This is a genomic window from Geobacillus sp. ZGt-1 (genome assembly GCF_001026865.1).
GTDB classification, from domain to species: Bacteria; Bacillota; Bacilli; order Bacillales; family Anoxybacillaceae; genus Geobacillus; species Geobacillus thermoleovorans.
In genome coordinates this window covers 1-5,630 of the sequence record NZ_LDPD01000091.1, presented here as the reverse complement: position 1 = coordinate 5,630, position 5,630 = coordinate 1, and the positions used below count along the sequence as shown (strand labels likewise).

The window sequence follows — 5,630 nt, the reverse complement described above, 5'->3', positions numbered from 1 at the left end:
AAAAGGAGCCGACGCCTTCGCTTCCCCGCCAAATATGTTTTGTGAACGCTCCTACGCTCAAGCAGTCGAGCAACAAGTCAAATTTTATTTGTTGGAACAGCCGATTCCGTTCCGAGAATTCGAAAAGCGGTGGCGGAATGGTCTGCTTTCATCAAGTGATCGGCTGCCGGCGGAAATGATTGTCGCCAGCTGACAAGGACCGTTCACGAACAACGGTCAAAGCGAAAAGCGCTCTGTTCTCTTTTCTCTTTTTGAAGACGATCCCGTGATGATGATCCATCCCGACCACAAGGAGGAGGAAACATGGTTGAATTTATTACGATGGCCCCGACATCTGGAGACAGCACATTCGTCGGTCTTGGCAGCAATTCGACGAACTTGAACAGTTGGACCGGAACGGACGAGAATCCAGAGCGTCCACCGACAGTCGAGTACATTGAGGCGATTGCGAAAGCAGCGGAAGCCCATGGCTTTTCCACGCTGCTGTTGCCGACAGGCGCAGGTTGCCTCGATTCGTTGGCCGTCGCTGCTTATCTGGCAGCGCGGACGACTAAATTGCACCTTCTGTTCGCCGCCCGTCCTGGCGCCACTTCACCTGCTATTTTTGCCAAACAATTGGCGACGATCAATTGTTGGACAAATGGGCGGGCATTGCCCAATATCGTGACAGGCGGTTCACCAGAAGAATTAGCGGCTGAGGGGGACTTTCTTGACCATGATACGCGATATGAACGGACGAGGGAATACATCCATCTGTTGAAGCAACTGTTTACTCTCCCTTCCGTCACGTATGAAGGACGGTTTTACCGTCTCGAAAACGCCTCGCTGTTCCCCAAACCTGCACAGCGCCCACCCATTTATTTCGGAGGCGCCTCGGACATTGCCAAAGAAGTGGCGGCGAAAGAAGCGGACGTGTACATGATGTGGGGCGAGACGTTCGAACGGATGAAAGAACGAATCCAGGAAATGAAGCAAAAAGCAGCGCATTATGGCCGGACGCTGCGTTACAGCATCTCGTTTCAAGTCGTGTTGGGAGAAACGGAAAAAGAAGCATGGGAGCAGGCCGATGCGTTGGTCAGCCATCTGTCGGAGTCAGCGAAACGAAAAAAGGACGAGCTGATTCAAAAGGGAGATTCGGTTGGTGCGAAACGATTGCACGAATTGATGAAAACGAGCGCCGAGCGGCGTTTCCAAATCGGTCCGAACTTATGGGCCGGGCTCACTCAAGTGCTGTCGGGCAACTCGATTGCACTCGTCGGTACTCCCGAGCAGGTGGCTGATCGGCTGATTGAATTCATCAGCCTCGGCTTTGATTACGTATTGTTGCGCGGCTTTCCTCACTTAGAGACGATCGAGCAAGTAGGAACTTCCGTGATCCCTCTTGTTCGCGAGCGCCTTCGACAAACGGAAGTATGGATCTAATCGTGATTTGCAACAACAAGCCGGTGATTTGCGCGCTATCGGCTTGATCAACAAAGAGGTTCCTATTGCAAACCACGTCTGGACACCGTCATCTACGAAAGGAGAGTCAATGGCATGAGTGTGCGGCAAATGAAATTCGGGCTGTTTCTCATGGGCGTCGGCCATCATATCGCCGCATGGCGACACCCCGATGTGCGGCCGGAATGGTGCGAAGATTTCACATTTTTTCGCCGCATTGCTGAAATAGCGGAACAAGGGAAGCTGGACATGCTGTTTGTCAGCGACGGGCTCGCTATTGAGCCGTTGTCTCACCCTGCCGAGATCGTCCGGCTCGAGCCGTTCACACTGCTCGCCGCTTTAGCAGCTGTGACCAATCGCATCGGGTTGGCTGGCACTGCTTCAACCACATACAATGAACCATTTCACATCGCGCGAAAATTTTCCTCGCTCGATCATATTAGCCGCGGGCGAGCAGCTTGGAACATCGTAACGTCTTACTATGAGGAAGAAGCGTACAACTTCAGCCAAACGGCTCATTTGGAACATCGGCTGCGCTACGAGCGTGCGCGTGAATTTGTCGATGTCGTCAACGGTCTGTGGGAAAGTTGGGACGAAGAGGCACTTATTCGCGATCAATCATCCGGAATCTACTTTCATGCAGAAAAGTGGCGGCCATTGAACCATCATGGAACACATTTTTCTGTGCGCGGACCGCTGAACTCTTCGCGTCCGCCGCAAGGAAAACCCGTCTTGATTCAAGCCGGCTCATCACAAGACGGCATCCGTTTCGCCGCCCATGTTGCAGAAGTGGTGTTTACCGCCCAATCGACGTTGACTGACGCCCAGCGGTTTTACCAAACTGTGAAACAGGAAGCCGCACGCGCCGGACGCAACCCTGACCATATTTTGATCATGCCTGGCGTAGCACCTTACATTGGCCGAACCGAACAGGAAGCAAGGGAGCAATATGAACAATTGCAGGAGCTGATCGTGCCAGAGGTCGGGCTGGCGTTTTTATCCGACTACTTAGGCGGCATCGACTTTTCGGGTTACTCACTGGATGATCCGCTTCCCGACGACATTCCAGAAACAAATGGAAACCAAAGCCGGCGTCAACTCATCATTGATCTAGCGCGCCGCGAACGATTGACGATTCGCCAATTGTACCAACGAATCGCCGGGGCGCGAGGGCACTTTACGATCATTGGCACTCCCGAACAAGTCGCGGACCAACTCGAATACTGGTTTCTCCAAGGGGCAGCGGACGGGTTTAATCTCATGTTCCCATATTATCCAAATGGACTGCAGTCATTCGTTGAGCATGTGATCCCAATTTTGCAAAAACGCGGGTTATTCCGTCGCAACTATGAAGGAACAACATTGAGAGACCACTTAGGATTGCCGGTGCCAAAGTCGATCCGCGTGTGAGGAATCGAAAAATCAAGACCAATCGTCGAACATCGATCGAAAAGGAGAGATTCCATTGTCGTTTCCCGATGTCATCCCACAATTAGCCAATGATTTATCACAACTGTTTGTGAAAACGGAACGTCACGAACAACTGTTGCACCAGGCGGCCCTGCTTGCAGAACAATTTCGCCAGAACATGCGGCAAATCGATGAAGAAGCGATGTTTCCGTTTGAGCATTTCAACCGTTTGAAAGAAACGAACTATTTGTCGTTGACCGTGCCCAACCAATTCGGCGGGCAAGAGTTGTCCTTATATGAATTGATTCTCATTCAAGAACGGCTTAGCCAAGGGGATGCTTCCACCGGGTTGTGCGCCGGTTGGCATTTGGGACTTGTCTACGACATTCGCGAACGCAACACATGGAATCGGCGCACCTTTGAATGGCTTTGCCGCGAAATTGTCGAACGAAAAGCGGTCATCAACCGGCTCGCCACCGAAGAAGCAACCGGAAGCCCGACGCGCGGAGGAAAGCCGGTCACGACGGCAGTGAAACGCGATGGAAAATGGATTCTCACCGGAAGAAAATCATTTGCTTCAATGGCAGAAGCCTTGGACTACTCATTGGTGACCGCAACGATCGCCGATACGGGAAAAGTCGGATTTTTCCTCGTCGATCATCGACTCGACGGCATTCGCATTGAACAAACGTGGAACATGATCGCCATGCGCGGGACAAGAAGCGATGACGTCATTTTCGACCATGTCGAACTGCCTCAAGATGCTTTAGTCGAACTCGATCAATTGGAATTCGTCAAAGGAGGAGGAAGCCGAGCGTGGCTTTTGCATATTCCAGCCTGCTATTTAGGGACGGCCATCGCGGCAAGAAATTACGCCATTTCGTTTGCCTTACACTATCAACCGAACAGCGTATCCGAACCGATCATCCATCTATCGCACGTTCGGCAAAAAATCGCGCAAATGGACATGGAATTGTTTCAAGCTCGACATTTTCTTTATTTTGTGGCCGAACGATGGGATACGCTTCCAGAAAAACGCCCATTCATGGATCGGGAATTGGCAGCCGCCAAATATATCGCCTTAAACAGCGCCAACCGAGTCGTCGATTTGGCCATGCGCATCGTCGGCGCCAAAAGCTTGCAGCTTTCCAACCCGTTGCAACAATATTACCGCGACGTTCGGGCGGGATTGCATAATCCGCCGATGGAAGACGCTGTCTTGGAATTGTTTGCGTCCCAAGCCATTTCCAATGGAACGACAACCGCCAAAAAAGCAAACACAAATCCACATCCTTCTCCGACCATTTGAAAGGAGGAACGACATGATTGACATTGAACAGTTGACGAAAATCTACAACGTCCATCGGAAAGAAGTGGTCGGCGTCGACCATGTTTCCCTTTCCATCCAAAGCGGAGAAATCTTTGGCATCATTGGACATAGCGGCGCTGGAAAAAGCACCTTGCTCCGATGCATCAATTTATTAGAACGACCGACATCCGGCCGCATCATCGTCGATGACACCGACATCACCGCCTTGTCTGGAGCCGCATTGCGCGAAGCGCGATTGAAGATCGGTATGATTTTTCAACAATTTTGCTTAATTCGTTCCAAAACGGTGTTTGAAAACATCGCCTTTGCCTTGCGGGCGGCAGGCAAGACAAAAACCGAAATCGAAACTCGCGTCCACGAGCTGCTAGAAATGGTTGGACTTTTGGATAAACGTGACGCTTATCCGTCTCAATTAAGCGGAGGGCAAAAACAGCGCGTCGGCATCGCCCGCGCCTTAGCCAACAATCCGACCGTCCTGTTGTGCGACGAGGCGACATCCGCCCTCGATCCAGCGACAACGTCTTCTATTTTGCAGTTGCTCAAGCAAATTAATCGCGAACTCGGCATTACCATTGTCGTCATTACGCATGAAATGGAAGTCATTAAAGAAATTTGCGACCGTGTCGCTGTGATGCAAAACGGCCGCATTGTCGAAATCGGCCACGTATACGATCTGTTTACCCAACCGCAGCAGCCGTTGACCCGCTCGTTCGTTGAGCATGTGCTGCGCCTAGATGTTCCAGAACGTCTGCTTCAAGCGCGAACCGGAACGTTAGTGCGAATTTTGTTCCAAGGGCCTGCCGCTGAACAAGCCATCCTATCCGACACGCTGCAAACATTCCGTGTGCGCGGGAACATTTTGCACGGAAAAATTGAGTACATCAACGACACACCGCTTGGGGTGCTACTGTTAGAATTGAGCGGAGATGAAGAGGAAGTCGAGCGCGCCATTCGCTACATGGCCGAACGGACAAAAGGAGTCGAGGTGATCGATCGTGCCGCTTGAAGCGCTGGCTCCAGAACTATTAAAAGCGTTCTGGGATACGTTGTACATGGTGGGCATTTCTCTGTTAGCCGCCGTCATCGCCGGGCTTCCGCTTGGTGTGCTCTTATTTGTGACAGATCGCGGTTTGTTTTGGGAAAACAAACCACTGCAAACCATTCTCGGTTTTCTAATCAACATCGTCCGCTCGATCCCATTTATCATTTTGCTAGTCGCCTTGCTGCCGTTGACGAAACTGCTCGTTGGCACCACCATTGGTCCAACAGCAGCGGCCGTCTCGCTGTCCGTGGCCGCCACGCCATTTTTCGCCCGCATTGTGGAAACCGCTTTGCGGGAAGTCGATAAAGGCGTGATTGAAGCTGCTACCGCCGTAGGAGCCACTCCGTGGATGATTATCAAAGATGTTCTGCTGTCCGATGCTCTTCCCGGCATCATCCATGGACTCAC

Annotated in this window: 5 protein-coding genes and 1 pseudogene; all 6 read left to right on the top strand. The window is 51.7% G+C overall.

From position 1 onward, the window contains the following. Positions 1–193 (top strand): annotated as a pseudogene (locus VU18_RS20890) (hypothetical protein); the annotation flags it as partial. 110 nt (positions 194–303) lie between these two features. Then, positions 304–1,422, top strand: coding sequence for an LLM class flavin-dependent oxidoreductase (locus VU18_RS15760; RefSeq protein WP_014196855.1), 1,119 nt, complete (start codon positions 304–306; stop codon positions 1,420–1,422). 114 nt (positions 1,423–1,536) lie between these two features. Then, a complete protein-coding gene (locus VU18_RS15755) occupies positions 1,537–2,850 on the top strand; it encodes an LLM class flavin-dependent oxidoreductase (RefSeq protein ID WP_014196856.1) in 1,314 nt (437 codons plus the stop codon). A gap of 55 nt (positions 2,851–2,905) precedes the next feature. Further along, complete coding sequence (locus VU18_RS15750) at positions 2,906–4,159, top strand: acyl-CoA dehydrogenase family protein (protein ID WP_014196857.1); 1,254 nt, start codon at positions 2,906–2,908, stop codon at positions 4,157–4,159. Positions 4,160–4,172: 13 nt separating this feature from the next. After that, positions 4,173–5,186, top strand: coding sequence for a methionine ABC transporter ATP-binding protein (locus VU18_RS15745; RefSeq protein WP_014196858.1), 1,014 nt, complete (start codon positions 4,173–4,175; stop codon positions 5,184–5,186). Between the two features lie 46 nt (positions 5,187–5,232). Continuing rightward, positions 5,233–5,630, top strand: a 398-nt coding sequence (locus tag VU18_RS15740) for a methionine ABC transporter permease (protein ID WP_369793585.1), incomplete at its 3' end; no start/stop codon positions are given.